Source organism: Patulibacter sp. NPDC049589, assembly GCF_040675535.1.
Lineage (GTDB): Bacteria > Actinomycetota > Thermoleophilia > Solirubrobacterales > Solirubrobacteraceae > Patulibacter.
In genome coordinates this window covers 1-21,544 of sequence record NZ_JBFAPC010000020.1, presented here as the reverse complement: position 1 = coordinate 21,544, position 21,544 = coordinate 1, and the positions used below count along the sequence as shown (strand labels likewise).

Annotated in this window: 19 protein-coding genes and 1 riboswitch; of the genes, 9 read left to right on the top strand and 10 right to left on the bottom strand. The window is 75.1% G+C overall.

The window, feature by feature from the left end; all coding sequences use genetic code 11:
• Positions 1–211: 211 nt before the first annotated feature.
• The 4 genes from rmuC to AB0L40_RS05890 form a co-directional block, all read right to left on the bottom strand.
• Positions 212–1,552, bottom strand: coding sequence for a DNA recombination protein RmuC (gene rmuC, locus AB0L40_RS05905; protein WP_364350626.1), 1,341 nt, complete (start codon positions 1,550–1,552; stop codon positions 212–214).
• Between the two features lie 730 nt (positions 1,553–2,282).
• Complete coding sequence (locus tag AB0L40_RS05900; RefSeq protein ID WP_364350623.1) at positions 2,283–3,617, bottom strand: nuclease-related domain-containing protein; 1,335 nt, start codon at positions 3,615–3,617, stop codon at positions 2,283–2,285.
• Between the two features lie 374 nt (positions 3,618–3,991).
• Positions 3,992–4,783, bottom strand: coding sequence for an SGNH/GDSL hydrolase family protein (locus AB0L40_RS05895; protein WP_364350620.1), 792 nt, complete (start codon positions 4,781–4,783; stop codon positions 3,992–3,994).
• A 186-nt stretch (positions 4,784–4,969) separates the two neighbouring features.
• Positions 4,970–6,670 carry a nuclease-related domain-containing protein gene (locus AB0L40_RS05890; RefSeq protein WP_364350617.1) on the bottom strand — a complete coding sequence of 567 codons (1,701 nt, stop codon included), beginning with the start codon at positions 6,668–6,670 and terminating at the stop codon, positions 4,970–4,972.
• Positions 6,671–7,281: 611 nt separating this feature from the next.
• Here AB0L40_RS05890 and AB0L40_RS05885 point away from each other — a divergent pair.
• Together AB0L40_RS05885 and AB0L40_RS05880 are read left to right on the top strand one after the other, a co-directional pair.
• A complete protein-coding gene (locus AB0L40_RS05885; protein WP_364350614.1) occupies positions 7,282–8,427 on the top strand; it encodes a CapA family protein in 1,146 nt (381 codons plus the stop codon).
• Between the two features lie 232 nt (positions 8,428–8,659).
• On the top strand, positions 8,660–9,379 hold the full coding sequence (locus tag AB0L40_RS05880; protein WP_364350611.1) for a hypothetical protein: 720 nt from the start codon (positions 8,660–8,662) through the stop codon (positions 9,377–9,379).
• 12 nt (positions 9,380–9,391) lie between these two features.
• Here AB0L40_RS05880 and AB0L40_RS05875 read toward each other — a convergent pair whose 3' ends face one another.
• A complete protein-coding gene (locus tag AB0L40_RS05875; RefSeq protein ID WP_364350609.1) occupies positions 9,392–9,808 on the bottom strand; it encodes a twitching motility protein PilT in 417 nt (138 codons plus the stop codon).
• Positions 9,801–10,055 carry a hypothetical protein gene (locus AB0L40_RS05870; RefSeq protein ID WP_364350606.1) on the bottom strand — a complete coding sequence of 85 codons (255 nt, stop codon included), beginning with the start codon at positions 10,053–10,055 and terminating at the stop codon, positions 9,801–9,803. Before AB0L40_RS05870 ends, AB0L40_RS05875 begins: the two co-directional genes overlap by 8 nt.
• An 89-nt stretch (positions 10,056–10,144) precedes the next feature.
• Here AB0L40_RS05870 and AB0L40_RS05865 point away from each other — a divergent pair, with 89 nt between their 5' ends.
• A complete protein-coding gene (locus tag AB0L40_RS05865) occupies positions 10,145–10,519 on the top strand; it encodes a hypothetical protein (protein WP_364350603.1) in 375 nt (124 codons plus the stop codon).
• A gap of 77 nt (positions 10,520–10,596) precedes the next feature.
• On the opposite strand, the gene AB0L40_RS05860 is transcribed toward AB0L40_RS05865, so the two are convergent.
• The 3 genes from AB0L40_RS05860 to AB0L40_RS05850 all read right to left on the bottom strand — a co-directional run bounded on the left by AB0L40_RS05860 (position 10,597) and on the right by AB0L40_RS05850 (position 14,581).
• The gene (locus tag AB0L40_RS05860) at positions 10,597–12,561 is read right to left on the bottom strand and encodes an alkaline phosphatase (RefSeq protein ID WP_364350600.1); all 1,965 of its coding nucleotides are present in this window, start codon (positions 12,559–12,561) and stop codon (positions 10,597–10,599) included.
• 448 nt (positions 12,562–13,009) lie between these two features.
• On the bottom strand, positions 13,010–13,609 hold the full coding sequence (locus AB0L40_RS05855; RefSeq protein ID WP_364350597.1) for a hypothetical protein: 600 nt from the start codon (positions 13,607–13,609) through the stop codon (positions 13,010–13,012).
• A 69-nt stretch (positions 13,610–13,678) separates the two neighbouring features.
• Positions 13,679–14,581: a hypothetical protein gene (locus AB0L40_RS05850; protein ID WP_364350594.1), complete on the bottom strand. Its 903-nt coding sequence runs from the start codon at positions 14,579–14,581 to the stop codon at positions 13,679–13,681.
• A gap of 232 nt (positions 14,582–14,813) precedes the next feature.
• Here AB0L40_RS05850 and AB0L40_RS05845 point away from each other — a divergent pair, with 232 nt between their 5' ends.
• The 3 genes from AB0L40_RS05845 (at position 14,814) to AB0L40_RS05835 (ending at position 17,553) form a co-directional block, all read left to right on the top strand.
• Positions 14,814–15,785: a CAP domain-containing protein gene (locus AB0L40_RS05845; RefSeq protein ID WP_364350591.1), complete on the top strand. Its 972-nt coding sequence runs from the start codon at positions 14,814–14,816 to the stop codon at positions 15,783–15,785.
• A 232-nt stretch (positions 15,786–16,017) separates the two neighbouring features.
• Positions 16,018–16,905: a CAP domain-containing protein gene (locus AB0L40_RS05840; protein WP_364350588.1), complete on the top strand. Its 888-nt coding sequence runs from the start codon at positions 16,018–16,020 to the stop codon at positions 16,903–16,905.
• 42 nt (positions 16,906–16,947) lie between these two features.
• Complete coding sequence (locus AB0L40_RS05835; protein WP_364350585.1) at positions 16,948–17,553, top strand: HD domain-containing protein; 606 nt, start codon at positions 16,948–16,950, stop codon at positions 17,551–17,553.
• Between the two features lie 63 nt (positions 17,554–17,616).
• Here the strand turns inward: AB0L40_RS05835 and AB0L40_RS05830 are convergent, their stop codons facing one another.
• On the bottom strand, positions 17,617–18,783 hold the full coding sequence (locus AB0L40_RS05830) for an NlpC/P60 family protein (RefSeq protein ID WP_364350582.1): 1,167 nt from the start codon (positions 18,781–18,783) through the stop codon (positions 17,617–17,619).
• A 7-nt stretch (positions 18,784–18,790) separates the two neighbouring features.
• Positions 18,791–18,944: riboswitch (cyclic di-AMP (ydaO/yuaA leader) on the bottom strand.
• Here AB0L40_RS05830 and AB0L40_RS05825 point away from each other — a divergent pair.
• The 3 genes from AB0L40_RS05825 (at position 18,944) to AB0L40_RS05815 (ending at position 21,450) form a co-directional block, all read left to right on the top strand.
• Positions 18,944–19,675 carry a CAP domain-containing protein gene (locus tag AB0L40_RS05825; RefSeq protein WP_364350659.1) on the top strand — a complete coding sequence of 244 codons (732 nt, stop codon included), beginning with the start codon at positions 18,944–18,946 and terminating at the stop codon, positions 19,673–19,675. Its footprint overlaps the riboswitch before it by 1 nt.
• 117 nt (positions 19,676–19,792) lie before the next feature.
• Positions 19,793–20,698 carry an NAD(P)H-binding protein gene (locus AB0L40_RS05820; protein ID WP_364350579.1) on the top strand — a complete coding sequence of 302 codons (906 nt, stop codon included), beginning with the start codon at positions 19,793–19,795 and terminating at the stop codon, positions 20,696–20,698.
• Positions 20,699–20,793: 95 nt separating this feature from the next.
• A complete protein-coding gene (locus AB0L40_RS05815) occupies positions 20,794–21,450 on the top strand; it encodes an HAD family hydrolase (protein WP_364350576.1) in 657 nt (218 codons plus the stop codon).
• Positions 21,451–21,544: the final 94 nt, after the last annotated feature.

Below are 21,544 nucleotides of genomic sequence, written 5' to 3'. Positions count from 1 at the left end.
CGCCGAGGGCCCTCCGACGTCGCGTCCCGTGCAGCGGCACGGTCACGGCCACGTCGACGTGCGGGTGCTCCCCGACGTTGCGGACCTGTACGGGCTGCTGCACCAGCGGCACCGATCGTGCACGAGCGCCAGATCGACGGCGGGCTGCGTCAAGATCTCGACCTCGAGGGCGTCGCCGGCGGCGTGGTGGGCCCGTAGGGGCTCGTGGGCTTCAGACGTCGTCCGCCCCCGCCCCGAGCCCCGAGGTCGCGCGAACCTCCCGCGCCGTCTCCTCCACACCGGCCGGCTCCGGCAGGACCTTCGCGCTCTTGGCGTCGAGCTCCTCCAGGCGCTTGACCTGCGGAAGCACGCGTCCGTCAAACGAGCCGACCGCCGCGTTGTACTTCGAGACCGCGGTGTTCAGGCTCTTGCCGACACCGGTGAAGTGCTCGACGAAGCTCACGAGCCGCTTGTGCAGCTCGGTGCCGGCCTGCGCGATGTCGCGAGCGTTGACCGCGATGCGCTCCTGCGTCCAGCCGTAGTTCACCGCCCGGAGCAGCGCGACGAGCGTCGTCGGGGTCGCGATCAGCACGCTCTGGTCGACCGCGTAGTCGAAGAGGTCCCGGTCGGCGTCGAGGGCGCCGTGGTAGATGCCCTCGTTCGGGAGGAACATCACGACGAGATCCGCCGTGTTGTCGAACTGGTCCTGGTAGCGCTTCGTCGCGAGCGTCTTGATGTGCTCGCGCACCTGCCGCGCGTGCCGGGCCATCGCAACGGCGATCGTCTCCTCCGTCTCCGCCTCCTGCGCGGCCAGGAACGCGTCGAGCGGCACCTTGGCGTCGATGACGATGAGCTTGTCGCCCGGGAGGCGCACCAGGACGTCCGGGCGCAGCCGACGACCGTCGCCGTCCGTCACCGTGGTCTGCTCGGTGAAGTCGCAGTAGGCGTTCATCCCCGCGCGTTCGATGACGCTTCGCAGCTGCAGCTCGCCCCACGCTCCGCGGACGTTCGGCTTGCGCAGCGCGTCGACGAGGCTGCCGGTGCGCTTGCCGAGGTCCTCGACCCGCAGCCCGAGCGTCTCGAGCTGCTTCAGGAACGAGCCGTCGAGCGTGCTGCGAGCTTTCTCGGCCTGCTGGACCTTGGCGTCGAACGCCTTGAGCTTGTCGCCGACCGGCTTGACGAGCGCCTCGATCTTCTCGGTCCGCCGGTCGAGCTCCGTCGTCGCGGATTCACGGTCCCGCTTGCGCTGCTCGTCGAACTCGGCGCGCAGCTGCTTCGTCGTCTTCTCGAGGACCGTCCCGGAGACCGACTCCATCGCGTTGCGCAGCTGCTCCTCGTGCTTCTGGGCGGCGTTGAGATCGGATTTGAGGCCCGCGATCGTCTCGCGGAAGGCCGTCTCCGCGGACGTACGCTGCTCCCGTTCAGCCGTCGCCTTCGCGGCGTTGCCCTCCGCGTCCGCGCGGGCGGCATCCCGCTCGCGGCGCAGCTCCTCGCTCCCGCTCGCCCGGGTCGCGACGAGCCAGCCGACCCCCAGGCCCACGAGCAGGGCGAACGCGCCGATCAGCGCCTCCATGCGTTCCCTTCCGGCTCCGGCTCCATCGACACGCTGTGAGGGTCGAAGGCACTCCCCGTGATCTGACAAGCCTCGCGCTCGGTGGCGCGGGCCCGGCAAGACTCTTGGTCCATCGTGCGGTCTCCTGGTGGGTTCGACGACCGGGCCCGGGAACGGCGCGGGTGTCAGGGAACACGGCGCAGCATGCTGGGTCGTGCGACGAACCGCAAGCGCCGTTCGGCCAGCAACGGGACGTGAGCGAACGCGACCCCTCTCCGCCACCGGCCGGATGCGCGATGCTCCAGCGCGTCGCGTAGCCGCGGCAGCGACGGCGTGGCGGCGAGGCGACGACCGTCCGCGACGAGGTCCGGAGGCGCAACTACCGGACGAGACGAAGACGGGCGACGGCGACAAGCCGTTGCCGAATCGCCCGCATGGCTGGGGCGCGCAAAGGGGACCCTGCTCTCCCCGGACCGAGAAGACCACGCGGAGGAGCTCGCCGCCGCGCTCGAGACCGCCAGCGGCACGTCACCCCGCGGCGACGGCGACGGCCGACGGAGCCACGCTCGCGAGCGTCGGGCTCCGCGTGGTGACGACCGCCGGCGATGGGCCGCCCGAGGTCCGCCGCTGTCTGCGACCCGAACAGCGTCTCGCGCAAGGCCGAGGAGGCCCGGATCCGCGGCATCCAGGTCATGGTCGTCGAGGAGTTCCTCTTTCAGCCCGTCACGTCGTGTCCTTTGCCGCCCCACCCTCACCCCACGGGCGGCAGCCTGCGCTCCAGCGCCGCCACCAGCCTCCGCACGTCCTCGTACCCGAGCACGTTCCCGTCGGCCGCCAACCCCATCGTCCCCAAGGCGTCCAGCAGGGGGACGTCGCGGACGCGGAGGGAGCCGTCGAGGAGGACGTCCTCCGTGACGACGCAGTGGAGGACGCCGCGGATCGGAAGGCCGCCCATGCCCGCGTGGTCGAGGAGGGCGCGGACCGCCTCGACGCGGCCGACGACGCCGTCGATGGTGCGGGAGCGGTCCTTGCCCGCGACGACGAGGCGGTCGCCGCGGACCTCGACGAAGCCGTCCCAGCGACTCGAGCTCGCGACGACGATGCCCGCCGGGCCGACGAAGACGTGGTCGATGGTGGCTCCGCGGGGGCCCGGGACGCGGCGGTCGTGGAGGGCCTCGACGGCGGGGTGCATGTCCCGCAGCGCCCGGAAGCGCTCGGCGGCCAGGCGGCCCGCGCCGTCCCCGACACCCCAGATCGCGAGGCGGCGCGGCGGCTTCTCGTGCGGGTCCCACGGCTCGCCCGACGCCTCGGCCGCCTTGCGGCGCTTGTCCCTCCAGCGCTGCAGCCGCCGTTCGCGGATGGCGCGCAGGCGGAGCCGTCCCCGGGACGCGTCCGCGCGGGGGTCGTCGGCCGGGATGACGTCGGGGATCCGCACGTCGGCCGGGAGCGCCGGGAGCGCCCACGTGCTGCCGCGGCGCCGCGCCTCGATGACGCCGATCGCCAGGATGCCCGCGACCAGAGCGACGACGATCACCACGACGAGGGCGAGGACGATGGCGTCCTCCACGAGCGGGCTGTTCACGCCCGGGCCGGGCGACGCGAGGTTCGGCACGGCGACCTCGACGCTGCGCAGCACGCCCGGCTCGGCACCACCGAGGACGACGTGGACGCAGAGGTTCCGGACCGCGGCCGGCGTGACGACCCGCCCGACCATGCGGATCCGGCGGCCCGTCGGCAGCTTCACGCCCGGGGCCGTCCCGGCGTCGACGCGCCACGGGATCCGGACGTCCCCCGGTGGCAGGTCGATCGTGCCGTCGCCGGCGACCGTGGGCTCCGGGCACGAGGTCCCGACCGTGCGGCCGAGGACGTGGACGACTGCCGGCCCCGTGCCGTCGCTCGTGCGGACCCGGCCGGTGACGGTGACGCGGACGCCGTTGCCGTCGCGCTCCGTCTGGGCCCGCAGCGGGGTCGCGCGCTCGCCGCCGCCCTCCGCGGTCGCGCCGTCGGCGCCGAGCGGTCCGGAGACCAGGGCGATCCCGGCGCACGCCAGGACCACGATCACCGCGACGACGATCGCGACCGTCACCGAGGGACTTGACCACGGGAGCCTCCGGCGGCCCTTCGCGTTCGTCACCCGCCCGCCGAGGTCGGCGGCCCGGGCCGCGAGGCCCTGAACCGGTGCGCGTTCATGGGGCGAGTGTACGTCTGTACCGCCGCTGCGCCGTTCGGACATCGGGCGCATCCGGGGCGGCCCGTTCGCTCCGGATTCGGAGGTGCGGAAGGCGGGCTTCCGCGGATCGCGCTGCGCGGCGACCGCGAACGTGCCGTGGGTCGCACGACCGCGGCATGGTGGCGTCGTCTGTGGCCGCGGGAGCGACGGCCGGAACCGACTCCGGCACCGGTAACGACGGCCGTCCGGCGTCCGCGCGCTCTTCCGAGCTCGCGGACGCCGGGCGGAGCTCAGCCCAGGATCGCCCGCGCCACCGGCAGGTAGCCGCTCTTGTGGCCCGTCACGTTGGGGTGGTAGGACTCGCCGATCGGATTCGAGAAGCCGTTCAGCCAGGCCGGGGAGTCGCAGACGGCGTGGCCCGCGAAGGCCGGGATGACGTCGCCGAACGAGAAGCCGTGGGCCTGAGCGCGCGTGCGGATGGTGCTGCGCATGAGGTCGGCCGTGGCGTTCAGCTTCGTCTCGTCGTCGGGCGAGAAGAACGTCGCGGCGTTGCAGTCCTCGCCGTTGAAGATCCGCGGGTAGCCGAGGACGGCGACCTTCGCGGAGGGGGCGCGGCTGCGGATCTGGGCGTAGACCGCGTCGAGCTTCGCCGGCAGCGTGCTCGTGATGTACGTCTGGGCGGTCGTCACGGCGCCGGCGCAGTTCGAGGCCCACGCGGGGAGGGCGCACTCGGTGAGGACGTCGGCGAAGCCCGCGTCGTTGCCGCCGATCGAGATCGACACGAGCTTGGTGCTCGCCGTGACGGACGCGATCTGGTTCGCCAGGACGTCGGCCGTGGTCGCGCCGCTGCACGCGACGAACGTCAGCGCGGTGTTCGGGCGGGCCGCCGCCAGCAGAGCTGGGTAGGCGCTGTTCGATCGCTGGCAGGCGGTGTTCGTGTACGTCCGGGTGCCGGTGCCGGACGAGTACGAGTCGCCGAGGGCGACGTAGCGGTCGGCGGCCGACGCGACCGCCGTGCCGGCCGTCAGCGCGACGAGGACCGCCAGCAGCGCGAGGCTCGCGCGGCGGAGGGAACGGGACATGGGGGACTCCGTGTTCGGGGTGATCGGGGGGGGACTCCGATCCTCGCCCCCGGGCGGGCGGCCGTGGTGACGATCCGGACAAGGAGGGCGGGCGGGCGCCGAGGCCGCGGGGCAGGCCACTCCCGGAGTCGCTCTGGGAATCGACGACGAAGCGGTGATTCCCAGAGCGTCTGCCCCGGCCGCCCCCTACGCCGCCGCGCTCAGCCCCCGCTCGAGCACGGTCAGCACCTGCCGGACCCCGGCCCGGCCGAGGACGCCGCCGTCGACCGCGCGCATCATCGTGCCGCGGGCGTCGAGGAGCGCGACGCCCGAGAGCTCGAGCGAGCCGTCGAGGAGGACGCCGTCGCTGCGGGTCCAGTGGAGCGCGCCCTGAACCGGGACGGCGCCGAGGCCGGCCGCCATCAGGATCGCGCGGACCGAGGAGACCTGGCCCCGGACGCCATCGACCGCGGCGGTGCGGTCGCGGCCGCGGACGAGGAGCCGCTCGCCGTCGATGCGGACGACGCCGGCCCAGTGCTTCGTGTCGGCGACGACGACGCCGGCCGGGCCGACGAGGACGTGGTCGATGTTCGCCCGTCGGCGCCCCGGCTCGCGGCGGTCGTGCAGGACGTGGACGCCCGGGTAGCCGCGGGCGAGGCTCGCGAACCGCTCGGCGGCGAGCTCCTCGCCGACGGCCCCGATGCTCCACGCGCGGACGTGGAACGGGGCGCGCTCGGTGGGGTCCCAGACGCGTCCTTCCGCCTCGACCTCGCGTCGGCGCCTCTCGCGCCACCGAGCCTCGCGGGTCGCGCCGGCGGCCCGGGCGCTGGCCCCGGCGACGCCTGCGGCCGTGTCCGGGTCGGCGGTGGGGGCGACGACGGTCGGGAGGTCGAGGACACCCGGGGTTGCCGGCCGGCCTGTCGGCGCGGGATCGCCGTTCGACGGTGTCGCCATCGGGGCGTCGTGGGTCGGGGCCGTGGGTCCCAGGCCGACGTCCTCCCCGGGTGCCGCGCTGGAGTCGCCGCGACCGTCCGGATCGCTCGGTGCGCTCGCGAGCCGGGTCGCGTCGTCGCGCACGCCGCGTCGGGCCCCGCCTTGGTGCGGCCGGTGCCCTTCCGACTGCCTGCCCGAACCGTCCCCCGCGTCCTCGCCGAGCAGCCACGGCGGGGTGTCCGGGACGTGCACGCCCTCGGGCAGCGGCGGCAGGTCCAGGGCCGACGAGCGGGACGATCCAGACGCCAGCGGGCGCGGGGCCGTCGAGGCCGGGGCCGGGCGGGCCCAGCGGATCCGACGGACCGCAGCGACGAACAGTCGCACGGTCACGACGAGCAGGAGGAGCCCGGCGAGCCCCTCCAGTACCGGGACGACCACGCCGCCGACGATCGGCTTGGCGACGACGCTCAGCGGGGTGATGCCCGCGCGACTCGGGACGACGATGCGCTCGGTCCGCAGCACCTCGGGGTGCGCGCCCGCCCGCACCAGGTGGACGCAGAGGCGCAGCGCCTCGGGGCCGAGGGTCGCGACCGTGCCGACCATGCGGAACGGTGCCCCGGCCCGCAGTGCCCGACCCGGGGTCGTGCCCGAGATCCCCGACCAGCCGACGCGAGCGCTGCCGTCGGGCAGCGACAGCGCGCCGGAGCGGCGAACGCGGGGAACCGGACACGAGCCCGCGACGTCCGCGCGGCCGAGCACCCGCACCACGACCGGCTGCGAGCCGGCCGAGCGTGGGACCCGCCCGGTGATCGTGAGGCGCGCACGCTCGCCCTTCCGTGAAGACTCGACGCGCAGCCCGGTCGCCCGTGGACCTTCGCGGCGGGCCGCGTCGCCGCCCGCCGCGAACGGCGCGCCGATGCTGAACCACAGGACCGCGACGATCGCCAGGCCGACGACAGGCGCGAGGAGCCCCATGATCGCCAGGGGCCCCCTCCCCGTCCGTCGTAGTTGCCCGCGCGCCACCATGTCGAATGCGTCGGCGGGCGCCGTCCGGCGGGCGAGGTCGTCGCGGCCCGTTGGACGGACGGCGGATCCGGGCCGGACGAACGGCGGATCCGGGCCGGACGAACGGCGCATCCGGGCCGGACGAACGGCGCACCCCGGTCCGATTCCGGTCCGGGGGCAGGGCGCCCCGGGCCGGACGGCCCCGGGCGAGCCATGCCGGGCCCCGGCGCCCCATCCGACCACGGCGGCCCCCGGTCGACCGCCCGCATGCGTGCGGCCACGCACCGATGCACCGACCGCCGCCTGCGACAGGATCCGTCGCGATGCCCACCGTCCCGGCCGCCGTCCCACCGTCTCCTCCACCCGCGGTGGTGACGGCAGCGCCGGCCTCGCGGCAGGGGTCCGAGTCCTCGCCCCTGCGACGCGTGTTCGGATCGACCCGAGGCGTGTCCGTCACCGCACCGGCCTCGCGGCAGGGCCGATCGACGAACGGCTCGGGGCGGTCGGCCGTGCCGACCCAGACCCCGGCCACCCCGCCGCCGGCCTCCCCGGCACCGGCGACGCCCACCCCCGCGCCGCCGGTGCCAACCACACCGGCCCCCGCCCCGAGCACGCCACCCCCGGTCGACCCCGACGCCCGCCGCGGCACCACCCTCGCCCCGACCGAGATCGCCCCAGGCGGCCTGCTGCGCGTCCGCGCCCGCGGGGTCGCGCTGCCCGCGCGGGTCCAGCAGCGGATCGGCGGGGCCTGGGTCGGGCGCGGCGATCCGCTCACCGCCAAGGCGACGAGCACGTCGTTCCGGATCCGCGAGGCGTCCGGACGGCGGCAGCTGCGCGTGCTCGGCGCCGACGGGGTTCCCACGAAGATCGTGCGGGTCCGCGTCCGGGCGCTGACGCTGGCGGCGGTCGGGGACATCAACCTCGCCCCCGGGCCGCTCGGGGCGATCGCCGGCGGCGACCTCAGCGCGCCGTGGCGGAGCGTCGGGCCGACGCTGAAGCGGGCCGACCTGACGTTCGGCAACCTCGAGTGCTCGATCAGCCGGCGCGGGCGGCCGTTCCCGAAGCTGTTCACCTTCCGCGGCAGCCCGGCGGCGCTGCGGGCCGCGACCCGGCTCGCGGGGTTCGACGTCTTCGACCTCGCCAACAACCACTCCGGCGACTACGGTCAGGACGCGCTGCTGGACACGCTGCGAGCGGTCCGGTCGACGGGCGCGTCGCCGGTCGGCGCAGGCGCGACCGAGGCGCAGGCGTACCGGCCGGTCGTGCGCACGAAGCTCGGCCTGCGCGTCGCGTTCGTCGCCTTCAACGAGATCCTGCCGCCGGAGTTTCGCGCGTCGGGGTCGCGGCCGGGCACCGCGTGGTCGACGCCGGAGGCCGTGCGCGCCACCGTCGCCCGCGCCCGGAAGGACGCCGACGTCGTCATCGCCGCGTTCCACTGGGGGATCGAGCTGGACCGCAGGCCGAGCGGCCGGCAGGTCGAGCTGGCCCGCGCCGCGCTGTCCGCCGGCGCGACCGCGGTCATCGGCGCGCACCCGCACGTCCTCCAGCCGATCGTGCGGTCGGGCTCGCGGCTGATCGCCTACTCGCTCGGCAACTTCGTCTTCCCGGCGAACTCGGGCGGGACCACGAGCACCGGGATCCTCGAGCTGCGCCTCGGTGCCGGCAAGGTCCTCGGCCACCGCTTCCGCCCGGCGACGATCCGCGGGGCGACGCCGGTGCTGCGGTAGGCGGGGCGGCGGGCGGATGCTGACCGCTGGCGCTTCGCGGACTGCCGTGCGCCCGATGAACAGCGCGGGGACAGCCGTCGTCGCCCGAGCCCCGATCGCCCGGGCCGGCGTCACCCGACCGCCGGCGGGCCCGGGCGGCGTCGACCGCTACGTCGACGCGGAAGACGAACGTCGGACCAGACACCGCCGAAACGCCCTCGTCCCTCGGCTCACCGCCGGGTAGAAGTGCGTCATGCGTGCACCGTCCTCCCCCGGCGTCCCGGCCAAACCGTCCTACCTCGCCGTCTTGGTCGGACCGTCGGCCTCCACCGTCCCCGCCGAACCGTCCTCCCCCGCGTTCCTCGTCGGGCGGTCCTCCCCCACCGCCCCTGGACCCTGGCGACGCGCCGCCCTCGCCGCCGGCCTCGCCGCCTCGATCGCTGCCGTCGCCGGCCCGTCCGCAGCCCAGGCCCAGGCGCCCGCGCCGAAGTCGCCGCACGTGCTGACGACCACGTCGGAGGGGTTCCTCTCGCGGCTCGGGCCCGTCCGCGTGAACACCAGGACGTCCACGCTCTCGGCCGCCTACCGCGCGTTCGGCCGGCCGACGACGTCGCGCGGCAAGGGGACGCTGCGGCGCGTCCGGTGGAAGGCCGCCGGGGTCTCGATCGTCGCCGCGACGTTCGGGGGCTGCCGGCGGAAGGCGTGCCGGACGAGCGAGCTGCGGATCCAGTCGGCCCGGGTGACCGGCCCGCGCTGGCAGACCGCGGCCGGGCTGCGGGTCGGCGAGCCGATGGCCCGGATCGCCGAGCTCTACGTCGACGCCACCCCGCCCGCCGACGGCTCCGGCGACGTCGTGCTCCAGGACGCCTTCTCCTACGTCGGCGAGGGCGGCGACATCCCGATCGTCACCGCGCGGGTCCGGGGCGGCGTCGTGTCGGGGTTCGACGTCTGGGTGGGTGCCGCCGGGGAGTGACACCAAGCCTGCTCAGACCTCGAGCAGGACGAGATCCCGACCGGCCGCATCGGCCAGGACCGAGAGGTCGCCCGGATCGCTGGTGACCACGGCGTCGTGACGACGGAGCGCACCGATGACGACGGCGGCGTCGACGAGGTCGGAAGACGCGGCGGCCGCGAGGAGCGTCCCGGCGGCACGCGCTCGGTACTCGTCGAGGGCCTCGACACGACAGCCGCGCACGGCCCGGGACAGCTGGGCCTGGGGTCCGCCCCGCCACGTCTGTCCGAGGACCACGGTCGGCAGCGTCGGACGAATCCCTCGGCGCAGTGCGGCCGCATGCAGCGCCCAGGTCGTACGGTCTGCGCGCTCCAACGCGATCAGGGCGCCGGCGTCGTAGGTCAGCCCGCGTTCGGGAGCCCGGGCGCCGGTGGCCACGGGGTCAACCATCGCGGCCGTCGTGGCCGACGCCCAGACGGTCGAGCGTGTCGTCGGCAGCGCGGAGCTCCTCCGCCGTCAGCACACCGAACTCCGTCTCGTACTCGGCCACGGCCGCCCGGCCGTCCTCCAGCGCGAGCCACCCCGCCGTCGCCTCGCTCAACACCGCCGAGAGGCTGCGGCCCTGGCGGGCGGCCGCCGCCGACGCGGCTGCCGCGAGATCCTCGTCGAGGGCGACGGAGAGCTTCCGGACGGCCATGACCGTGATGGTACTACCGCGGTAGTACCAGATCGAGCTCGAACTGCGCCAGACCCGTTCCGGCCCCGCGCCTGGCGTACCCTCCCCCGATGCCCCGCCTGATCGTCGACGGGTCCAACGTCATGGGATCGCGGCCCGACGGGTGGTGGCGGGACAAGGCCGCCGCGCGGATCCGGCTGACGGTGGAGATCGACGAGGACGCCGACGCGCTCTGCGGGGCGCTGCTCGGAGATCCCCGGGCCGACGTCGTCGTGGTCCACGACGGGCCGGCGGTCGAGATGCAGCTCCTGCGCGTGTTCGCGCGGTTCGCGGGGCACGCCGACGACCTGATCGTCGAGCTCGCCGGGGCGGGGGACGTCGTCGTGACGTCGGACCGCGAACTCGGGCGCCGTGTCGAGGCCGAGGGCGCGACCGTGGTCGGCTCCGGTCGGGTCGTCCGGTTGCTGCGGGACGCGGCGGGCTGACGGGCGCGGGCCGGCCCTCACCGGCCCGCACACCACGGGAACGAGCCGGCCCTCACCGGCCCGCCCCGCCCCTCGCGCTACTTGGTGACGGAGATCGTCGCCGTGCGCGTGACCTTCTCGCTGCCGGCCGTGGCGACGGCGGTCAGCTTGAGCTTCGCGGCGCGCTTCTTGCGCAGCTTGCTCGCCTTCAGGGTCGCGCTCTTCGCGGTGCCGCCCGTGACCTTGACCGTCGTCTTCGACAGCGTCGTCGAGCCGTTCTTCAGCGTCAGGACGACCGTGGCCGACTTGGAGCCCAGCAGCGAGACCGGCACGCCCTTGCGCGCGCCGAGGTTGCTCAGCGTCTTCGGGACGGCGACGCCGGCCGAGAGCTTGACCGCCGGGGCGGCTCCGGGGACCGTGACCGTCGGGCCCGGGACCGTCGTGGTCGGGCCGGCGATCGTGGTCGTCGCGCCCGGTGTGGTCGGAAGCGTCGACGGGACGCGCTTGAACGACAGCAGCGGGAACAGGTCCGTCTGGTCGATCGTGCCCGTGACGTTCGCGGCCTGCGGCCCGATCGCCATGACCGGGACGGCGGCGCCGGTGTGCTGCTGGCTCGGAACGGCGCCGGTGACCACATCGGGAGCGACGACGGAGCCGTCCGTGCGGCCACCGTTCGTGCCGTACGAGATGCGCAGCTTGTCTCCGCTGGGCGTGGCGACGGTGCTGTAGTAGCCCGTCGGCTGCTCCTGCGAGGAGGGCGTCGCGCTCACCGGCGCAGCGCTGACGATCTGGCTCGAGTGCGAGTGGTCCGCGCTGACGATCACGAGCGTGTCGGGGTGCGCGGCCTGGTAGTCCAGGACCTTGCCGATCGCCTTGTCGAACTCGAGCGTCTCGCCGATCTGCTCGCACGGGTTGGCGCTGTGGTCGCGCTTGTCGATCGAGGCGCCCTCGATCTGCAGGAAGAAGCCCTTGTCGCCCTTGGCCTTGTCGAGCAGGTCGATCGCCTTGGACGCCATCTCGTTGAGCGCGGGCTCCTCGGGACGGACGCTCTCGCGGTAGCCGGCCTTGCAGGCCATCGGGTTGCCGTCGAGCGCCGGGCGCTTGGCCGCGGCCTTCGGCAGGAAGTTGCCGCCGCTGTCCGCGGCGGACCACTCGCTCACCATGTTGGCGGGGTCGCTGTTGACCTCGCTCGCGTGGAACAGGCCCAGGACCGGCTTGTCGCCCGGCTTGGTGCCGAGGTCCGTGACGGCGTTCAGCTGCGCCTTCGTCGTCAGATACTGGAAGCCGTCCTCGATGGCCTTGTCGACGACCGTCTTCGTGCCCGTCGGGGCGAGGGTCTGGAGGTACCGCGCGCGGCCGGCGCCGAGCGTGATGTCCGGACGCAGCGCCTCCTGCTGCTCGGCGACGGAGCCGAGGGCGCCGGCGTTCGTCGAGCCGTCGGCCTTGATCTTGGCCTCCGTCGTGCAGGTCGTGCGGGCGTCGGCGGGACCCTGGCAGCCGCGCTGGCTGATGTGCGCCGTCGGGCCGGCGGGCGTCGCGTCGGTGACCTCGGCGGTCGTGACGTTGCCGGTCCACTTGCCGAGCTTCTTGGCCGCCTCGATGGTGGTCTCGAAGTTCTCGCCGGGCGTCGCGCGGTTGGCGCTGTTGCCCTGGCCGAGGCGGTTGATCTGCGTCTTGTGGCCCGTCGACCACGCGGTGGCCGTCGACGCGGAGTCCGGCGCGAAGTTCTCCTTGCCGGCCGTGGCGACGTCGTCCAGCGGGGTCAGGTCGTACGTGGTCGCGACGCCGCGAAACGGCAGGCGGTCCATGTTCAGGGGCTTGTCGACGCCCTGGTAGTAGCGGGCGATCGAGACCTCCGACTCGCCCATCCCGTCACCGATCAGGAGGATGACGTTCTTCGGCGTGGCCGGGTTGATCTTCGCGGCGAGTGACGCCGAGCGGTCGACCGTGGCGTCGCCGGTGACGGCGAGGGCGGTCGCGCCACCGGCGGCGACCACGACGGTCGCGGCGGCCGCCGCGATGAGCGGGCGGCGCACGCGGCCTGGGATGCGGGGGTTGGACATCGAGTCGTTCCTTGGTTGTCGGGGTGAGGGAAAGGAGGTGGTGGTCCCCGGCGCGCGGTGGGTCGCGGGCCAGAGCAGTCCTCGAGCCGAGCCGGACCGGGACCCGACCGCGGACCGCTTCGCGAGCCGGTTCGACCGCCGCGTCTGGACCGGTCCACGAGCCCGATCGGGATCACGAACCGACGGGTCGACGGGCCGATCCGGGCCACGAACCGCTCGTCCCACGAGCCGGCCGAGGCCACGATCCGGGCCGGTCCACGATCCGCCCAGGGCCGCCTCCTCGTCGGAGGACGCGCCGCAGGTGGCGGATCGCGCCGGGCGCGAACCGCTCCGACCCTGCCCCGGGTCCGGCCTCGGCCGCACTCGGGACCCGATCGCCGCACCGGCCGACGACCGTCTCGGGCGACCGGCCCGGGGGAGTCGTCGAGCGGCGCGCCGGAGCGGTCCGTCAGCCCGCGAGCGCGGGCGGGGCTCTGCCGGCGAGACGCAGCGCGGGGAGCAGCCGGGCGGGGACGACGTCACCGGTCCACGCGACGACGAAGCGCTCGAGAACCCGCGGCCCGCGGGGCGCCACGGGGAGCCGGCGACGGGCCGTCACTGCGGCGCGGACGACGCGCGTCCCGACGACGAGGGCCATGCCGGCGCCCAGGACGAGGGCGGCCGGCAGGACGACGCAGAGGACGTGCCCGCCGAGGTCGGCGACGCACGCGCCGTGCTCGACGTGCAGGCCGAGCGCGAGCGTCTCGTGGGCGACCAGCGCCACGACGAGGCCGGCGGTGAGGACGGCGGCGAGGCGGATCCCGCCTCGGCTCGGGACGTCCTGGCCGCGCGCGATGCGCAGGCCCATGAACGCCGCGAGCGCGAGACCGCCGAGGCCGGCGACGGCTTCGCCGCCGGCGAGGCCGGGGCCGGTCGCGGCGCCGTCGACGACCCCGGCGGCCACCCCGTCCAGGAGCTCCGCGACGAGGGTCGCCGCCACGAGCAGCAGGGCGATCGCCGCGCGGCGGAGCCGGTCGCCCGCGGGGCGGATGAGGTCCAGGGGGCCCACGGCCCTCGACGATGGCAGGCGTCGGCGGCCCGGAGGTGAACGGACGGAGAACCTCGGGGGGCGCGGGCGTCAGGCGACCCGCGCCACGCCCTTCAGGGCCTGGTCGAGGTCCTTGAGCGCCCGGCGGCCGTACTTGCGGCGGTAGGTCGCGCGCTCGCTCGCGACCTGCTGCGTCTGCCCGAGCGCGAAGCGGTGGGCGATCCGGACGGCGCGGACGGCCTCGATCAGCTTCTTGGCGTCTCGGTCGTGCGCGTACCGCCGGACGCGGCCGTTCAGCCGCTGGATCTCACGGAGGTGGTCGGCGCGGGTCGTGGCGTCCACCCAGCCCTTCCCCGGGATCAGCCGCGACCAGGTGAAGTACGGCGTGTAGAAGACGTAGGCCCAGTCCAGGCCCTCGAACGCGGGGTCGGCGATGCGGAGCCGGCCGGGGGCGTCCGTCCGGTCGCCGCCCGCCGACCCGCCGTTGGTGGCGTCGTGATGCCAGGTCCCGGCGGCGTCACGCCACCAGCCGACGTCGATCACGCAGCAGTGCGCCCCGCCCGTGAACAGCCCGATCGCGACCTCCGGGATCCCGTCGGCGTCCTGGTCGGTCACGACGAGGCCGTCCTTGCCCATCGCGAGATCGCCGGTGAACGCAGCCCGCAGCGGCAGGCAGTGATAGCTGTCCGCGGTGGCGTCGCAGAAGTCGCCGGCGTCCTGCTCCGGGTAGAGCAGCGCGTCGACGTCCCCGCCCGGGCGCCGGACGACGATCTGCGTCAGGCGGTCCTGCCCCTTCGCGGGACCGTGCTCCTCGACCGTCCATCCCGACGGCGTGGCGACCGTCACGCGGGCGGGTCCGACGGGCGCGGTCGGCAGCGGGGCGGCGCCGGCGGGTCCCGCCCCGGCGGCACCGGCGACGAGCGCCAGGGCCAGGGCGCCGAGCGCGCGGCGCACCCGGGTCGATGGGCGGTCGGCGCTGCGCGAGCTCGGCATCCCGCCATCATGCCTGCGCCGGGAGTCGCCGGCCGGTCGGGGACGCGAAGATCGGGGACGACCCGGGCCCGTCGTCGACCGGCCGTCCAGGGGGCCGGCACCCAGCCCGGCCGCGTTCGGCCGACCCGCGCGGCATCGCCGTGGTGGACGGACGGTACGTCGTCCGCTCGACGCCCGGGGACGCCGTAGAGGTCCCGGCCCGGAGCGACCGCCGAGCGTCCATACTCAGGCCATGTCAGCTCCGTGGTCCGGCGCGTCCGGTGGTCCCTCCCGCGCCCGCCGCCCACGGCCGGCCGGAGTGGCGTTCGTCGCTGCCGCCGCCGTCGCTGCCGCCCTCGCCACCGCCCCGGGCGCCACGGCCGCGACGTCCTGTCCGGACGCCGACCTCCCGGTCGCCCTCTCGTCGCCCGACCGCGCGGTCGCCGCTGTCGGCTGCCTCGTCAACCACGAGCGGGAGTCCGTCGGCCTCCAGCCCGTCGCCCTCGACGCCCGTGCCCGTCAGGCGGCGCAGGGCCACGCTGACGACATGGCCGCCCGGAACTACTTCGACCACACCGCGCCCGTACCGGCGCCGAACGGCACGACGGTCGCCGAGCGCCTGACCGCCACCGGATACTCGTGGTCGTCGGTGGGCGAGAACATCGCGCGCGGCCAGCTGACGCCGCGCCTCGTGATGCAGGCCTGGCTCGGCAGCGAGATCCACTGCACGAACCTCATGGCGCCGAAGTTCACGGACGCCGGCTTCGGGGTCTCGACCGCCGGCGCCGGCCCCTACTGGGTCCAGGTCTTCGCTCGCCCCCTGGGGACGCCCGAGCCCCACGGTCCCGCGATCACGTGCCCGAAGCTCCCGGCCATCCCGGCGCCCTCGGGTGCAGGGACGGGGACGGGCACGGGAACCGGCACCGGAGCGGGGACCAGCACCGGCACGGGCACCACGACCGGGGCGGGCGCGGGGGCCAAGAAGGCGAAGGCCACGGCCAAGCGCACCCGTCGCCGGCTGACCGTGACGCTGACGCTCCCCGCCGGGTCCGGCAAGGCGACGGTCGTCCTGCGGATCACGCAACGCAAGCAGGCGCGCCGGACCGTCCGCTTCCGCCTGACGCGCGGCAAGGTCCACCGCCTGCGCGTCACGCTGGCGAAGGCCGCGAACGGCCGCGTCGCGGTCACGGCCGGGTCCGCCTCGCTGGCGGCGCGCTTCCGCTGATCGTCACGCGTGCCGCCTGACGCGCTCCCGCCGCGCTCGCCCGCGGCACGCGCCTCGCCGCGTCGCTTGCCGAGGACCACGCTCGCACTCCAGCCGCCCGCGCCGGCACCGAGGAGTGACCCCGCGGGTGGCCCGACCGATGTGCCCGAACGGCCACCGGCGCCCTCCGCCATCGGTCCGCACGCGGAGCCATCGGCGACGTGCTTCCCGGGCTGGGGTCGATCTCCCGGTCATGCGCACGCGCGTCGTCACCGCGTCCTCCATCGGGCTCGCCGTCGTGGCGTTGTCGCTCGGCGCCGCGCCGGGAGCGTCCGCCGCCACCGCGTGCGCGGACATCGACGCGACCCCGGCGGCGATCGGCATCGATCGCGCCGCCGCCGCGGTCTCGTGCCTGGTCGACCACGAGCGGACCGCCGCCGGCCTCACGACCCTCGCCATCGACCCGCGGGTCCGCAGCGCCGCGCAGCTCTTCGCGGTGGACATGGTGACCCGGCGCTTCTTCTCCCACGACTCGCCGGACGGCACCGACCCCGGCGACCGCATCAAGGCCGCGGGCTTCGCCTGGTCCGCCTACGGGGAGAACATCGCATCGGGCCAGCGCACCGCCCGCGAGGTGATGAGCGCGTGGCTGGCCAGCGAGGGCCACTGCGAGAACCTCATGACGCCGTACTTCACGGTCGCGGGGTACGGGATCGCGACGGCGTCCGACGGCCCGTACTGGGTCCAGGACTTCAGCCGTCCACTCGCCGCCGGCGTCGGGGCCGTGACGCTCAAGGCCCCGTCGTGCCCGCGCGCGCCGGCGGCGTTCGGGACCGTCGCCAGCGCGGCGCCCACCACGACCGCGCCGGGAACGCCCGCCACGATGCCGAGCACCGTGACCGCCGCCTCCGTCCGCCGCGTCGGCCGGCGCCTGCGGATCCGGATCGCGCTGCCGGGCGCGAACGCCACCCTGAAGGTCGTCGTCCGCGTCCGCCAGTCGGGCCGGACGATCCGCCGCAGCGTCCTGCGCCGGCCGGCAGGGACGACGCAGAAGCTCACGGTCACGCTGCGCCGCGCGGGCGGCGGCCGGCTCCTCGTGCGGGCGGGCACCGGCGCGACGGTCGGGGTCACCTTCCGCTGATCTCCGGTGGAGGGCGCTACCGCGCGGGGCTAGTGTCGAGCGGTGCCCGAGACCTTCACCGAGGACCCGCTGACCACCGAGCGCTTCGACGAGGCGCTCGTCTACGCGTCGCGCCACCACCGGCGGCAGCTGCGCAAGGGCGGACGGATCCCGTACGTCGCGCATCTGCTCGCGGTCGCGTCGATCGTGCTGGAGATGGAGACCACCGAGGACGAGGCGATCGCCGCCCTCCTCCACGACGTGATCGAGGACGGCGGCGGCATGGCCGCGCACGCCGAGATCGCCGAGCGCTTCGGCCCCGACGTCGCGCGCATCGTGCTCGCCAACTCCGACTCCGTCACCGGCGACGCCGACAAGGCGCCCTGGCACGACCGCAAGCGCGAGTACCTCGAGCGGATCGCCCACGAGCAGCCGGACGAGCTGCGCGTCTCGCTCGCCGACAAGCTCCACAACGCCCGCTCGCTCGTCAGCGACCACCGCCGCGTCGGCGACGAGCTCTGGTCGCGCTTCACCACCGGCAGCGGCGACGACGTGCGCTGGTACTACGGCGGGCTGCTGACGGCGTTCGCGGCGCGGACCGAGGACCTCGGCCCCGGCGGCCGCCGGGCTCTGGACGAGCTGGAGCGCGCGGTGCGGGAGCTCGGCTGAGCCCCGACCGGCGCGCTCGGCGGGGTCGGGGCCGCCCGCGAAGCCGGCCCCACCCCTCGACCCCTACGAGACCCGCTTGGCCCCGACGTAGTTCTGGCTCCAGTAGCCCGACGTGAAGGAGTGCTCCATCACGCCGTGCGACGTCGCCGAGATGACCGTCGACGAGCTCGTCGCGATGCCGACGTGCGAGGCGCCGGCTCCGGCCGTCGAGAAGAACACGAGGTCGCCCGCCTGGACGTTGGCCTTCGAGACGCTCGTGCCCACGCCGTACTGCGCGAAGCTCGTGCGCGGCAGGGAGATGCCGGCCTGCTTGAACGCCCACTGCGTGAGGCCCGAGCAGTCGAACGACGACGGGCCCGTCGCGCCGTAGGAATACGGGACGCCGATCTTCGACTGGGCCGCGGAGATCGCGGCGCCCAGGCCGGTCGACGCGGAGGCCTTCTCGGCCGTGGCGGACCCGGCGGACGAGCCGCTGGACGACCCACCGGCCGTGGCCGTGATGCCCATGCTGGCGAGCGTCGCGGGACCGGGGACGCCGTCGACCTCGAGGCCGTTGCTGCGCTGGTAGTCGCGGACGGCCTTGCGGGTCTGCGGGCCCCACTCGCCGTCGGCGCCGATGCCGAGCTTCGACTGGATCGCCTGGATCGTGGACGAGGACAGGTCCGGGTCGCTCGCCGCGGAGGAGACCGAGCGGCTGGAGGCCTTCGAGCCGGTCGACGCGGACGCCTTCTTGGCGGAGGAGCCGAGCCCGAGCTTCGACGCCGTCAGCGTGCCGACGACGCCGTCGATCGCCAGGCCGTTGGCGCGCTGGAAGGCGCGGACGGCCTTGTGGGTCGCGGTGCCGAACTCGCCGTCGGCGGTGATCCCGAGCGCGCGCTGCAGCGCCGCGACGCGGGCGCCGCTGTCGCCGCGCTTGAGCATCGAGTCGGTGACCGGGGCCGCCTGCGCGGTGCCGGCGGTGACCGCCTCGGTGGCCGGGACCGCGAGCGTGACGCCCACGAGCGCCATCGCCAGCTTTGATCGAGCGCCCTGCTTGACGCCCACCTTCCGCGCCGCGGCGGACTCGCGCCGCAGCTGCGAGCGGACCTTCGACCGCTCCCAGAACTCGTGCTCGGCGAGGTCGCGGTCGCCGGGGCGCGGCGCCTCGAAGGCGTACGACTCCTCGGTGATCCCGATCCGCCACAGCTCGGTGGTCGCGGTGGCCGTGCTCGTCGTCATCGTCGGTGCCATGTGTCCGTGCTCCTGATTCAGCGGCCTACGGGGTGAGCTGACGGGCTCGCGCGGTGCGCTACGCCGAGGACTACGGCGATTCGCCCCAGGGCCGATGACGACCCGGTTGGTTCCCCCGCTCCGGCCGCCACGACGGCGTCCGGACTCGGCCTGGTGATCCATCTTCTACACGAACACGGCGCGGCGCGAGCCGATTCGGTCCCGACGGGGAGGAGTTCAGAAGACGGCGTCGACGGGTACGGTCGACGCCACGGCTGCGTTTCCCCCGCCCCGCCTCCGATGTATCCTCGACGCCGTCGTCGGGCGCCCATCGTCAGCCCCGCAGGACGGTGAGAACGCCCGCCACGAGGGCGATCGACCGGCCCGCGGGCCGCGCCGCGCGACCCTCGTCGCCGCCGTCTCCGCCGTCGCCGGACTGGGCGCGACGACGCTCCCGGCGACCGCCTACGCCGCGTGCCGCGGAGCCCACAGGTCCGTCGCGTCGCCGGGCACGTCGCACGCCGGGGCCGCCGTCCGCTGCCTGGTCAACCGGCAGCGCGCCGCCCACGGCCTGCGGCAGCTGGGCTTCAGCAGCCGGGCCGCCCGAGCGGCACAGCGCCACACCGACGACATGATCCGCCGGCACGACTTCTCGCACGTCTCTCCGGGCGGGTCGACGATCGCCGATCGCGCCAACGCGGCCGGGATGCACTGGCGCCGCGTCGGCGAGACCATCGCCGCCGGCCAGCGCACCCCCGCCGCGGTCGTCACCGCGTGGATGAACAGCCCCGACCACCGCGCGAACATCCTGAAGCCGAGCTTCCGGGTCCTCGGCGTCGGGGCGTCCCGCCGCGGTACGGGCGGCTACGGCGGCACGACCCGGACGCAGGTCTTCTCGACGCCGAAGGGCTGAGGCCCCTCGCGCACGGCGGTTCGCCGGCGCGCCCCGGGGGTAGACGCGCCGCGTGTCCACCCCCGGTCCCGCGTCCCCCGGCCGCCTCCACGCCCCGACCGTCGGGAGCCCCGGTTCATGAGCGACCTCGTGCTGGTCACGGGCGCGTCGGGGTTCATCGGCTCGCAGCTGATCGAGCGGCTCGCGGGGCCGGAGGTGCGCCTGCGCGCCCTGGTCCGCGACGCGAGCCGGCTGCACCCGCCGGACGGCGTCGAGCTGGACGTCGTCGAGGCCGACCTGTCCGACGCGGAGTCGCTCGTCCCGGCGCTGCACGGCGTCGACGTCGCGTACTACCTCGTGCACTCGATGGGCGGCTCCGGCGACCTCGAGCAGCAGGACCGCGAGGCCGCCGAGAACTACCTTCGCGCCGCCCGCGCGGCCGGGGTCCGGCGGACGGTCTACCTCGGCGCCGTCGGCTTCGATCCCGAAGGCGGGTCCTCCGACCACCTGCGCAGCCGCCACGAGGTCGAGGAGCTCCTGGCCGACGGCACGCCCGAGGTCGTGGTCGTCCGCGCGTCGATGGTCGTCGGCGTCGGCAGCGGTTCGTTCAAGACGCTCGTGCAGATGGTCGACCGCCTGCCCGTCCTCGCGACGGCCCCGTGGCGCGAGGCGCGCTCGCAGCCGATCGCGGTCGACGACGTCCTCGACTGCCTGGCCGCCGCGCGGACGGCGCCCCCGGGCCGCTACGAGATCGCCGGCGCGGACGAGCTCTCGGTCGAGGAGCTGATGCGGGAGATCGCCCGCCAGCTCGACAAGCCGTACCGGGCGCTCTCGGTGCCGATCAGCGTGCCGAAGCTCGAGGGCCTCGTCGCCTCCGCGGTCGCGGACGAGGACCGCGCGCTGATCACCGCGCTGCTCGAGGGCCTGGGCGACGACCTCGTCGTGGACCGCAACGACGCGGAGCCCGTGTTCGGCGTGACGCCGCTCGGGTTCTCCGAGGCCGCGGCCCGCGCGATCCCGCGGATCGTGGCGGCCGACGACTGACGCCGAGACGCACCCGGGTGCGACGAAGAACGGCGCGCGCTCGACGGTGGCCGGACCGCCGCGTCCCGGGGCGGACCACCGGGTAGCGATCCGGCGTGCCCGCCCCCGCCGCCATCCTCGACATCGACGGCACGCTCGTCGACACCAACTACCAGCACGCGCTGGCGTGGAACGAGGCGTTCGTGCAGCACGGCTTCGTGCTGCCGATCTGGCGGATCCACCGGTCGATCGGGATGGGCGGCGACCAGCTCGTGGCGAAGCTGATCGGCGAAGACGCGGACGCCGAGCACGGCGACGACATCCGGGCCGCGGAGGGCGCGCTCTACCTCGGGTCGATCGCGTCGGTCCACCCGTTCGACCGCGCCCGGGAACTCGTCGAGCGGCTGTCGTCCGGCGACCGGCGTTGCGTGCTGGCGAGCTCCGCGAAGGCGAAGGAGGTCGACCACTACCTCGACCTGCTCGACGCCCGCGAGCTCGTCGACGGGTGGACGACGTCCAGCGACGTCGAGCACACGAAGCCCGAGCCCGACCTCGTGAAGGCCGCCCTGGAGAAGCTCGGCACCGACGACGCCGTGATGGTCGGCGACACGCCGTGGGACGTCCAGGCCGCCGAGCGCGCCGGCATCCGGACCGTGGCGGTCCTGACCGGCGGCTTCTCGCCCGCGGAGCTGCGGGACGCCGGGGCGGTCGCCGTCTACGACTCGGTCGGGGACCTGCTCGACGGCCTGGACGACACGCCGCTCGGGGGCTGACGGCCCCTGCCGCGGCGGACGTCCGGGGGGGGCCCGGCCGGCGGGCGACGGACACGCGGGCAGCCGACGGGTCCGGTCGGCCGGCGGCGACGCG